The sequence below is a fragment of the Tritonibacter sp. SIMBA_163 genome (assembly GCF_046535935.1).
In the GTDB taxonomy this organism is placed as follows: domain Bacteria; phylum Pseudomonadota; class Alphaproteobacteria; order Rhodobacterales; family Rhodobacteraceae; genus Epibacterium; species Epibacterium scottomollicae.
Genome location: NZ_JAWJBP010000147.1, coordinates 1 through 400, shown reverse-complemented (window position 1 = coordinate 400; position 400 = coordinate 1). Strand labels below are relative to the sequence as shown.

Sequence of the window (400 nt, the reverse complement as noted above, 5' to 3'; positions counted from 1 at the left end):
CCGAGCCTGGTGGCCCCTGGCGACCCCGCGGGCGCGCCGATCCGCCGGCGCCATCCGGTCGTCGTAGGCGTCGCCCCCCTTCGCACGAATAATCATCTCGGGGCTGGGTTCGCTTGTCTTGCCTGCCTTGCTCTTCTCTGCCATGGTCAGCTCCTCTGCTGGGTAAAAGGGGTATTCGAGTCACTCGATCTGATCTTTCGCTTCCGCCTGCTCGTCTCCTTCAGCGGCGTCCCGCAACGCCTGAATCGCCGCCCACTCCTCGGGCGTCATGGTGCCGCTGAACAGCACGAGGCCGCGGTGGTAGGCCCCGAACTCGCTGTTCCAGCCCCGCGTGGTGTCCTCGGGGTCCGGCTCGGCATAGTCGTCGATCGAATTTGCGACCATCACCAGCAGCTTCTCC

Annotated in this window: 1 protein-coding gene; it reads right to left on the bottom strand. The window is 65.8% G+C overall.

The window, feature by feature from the left end:
• Positions 1–180: 180 nt before the first annotated feature.
• On the bottom strand, positions 181–400 hold a 220-nt coding region (locus R0J92_RS21840; protein WP_411053185.1), incomplete at its 5' end, for a hypothetical protein.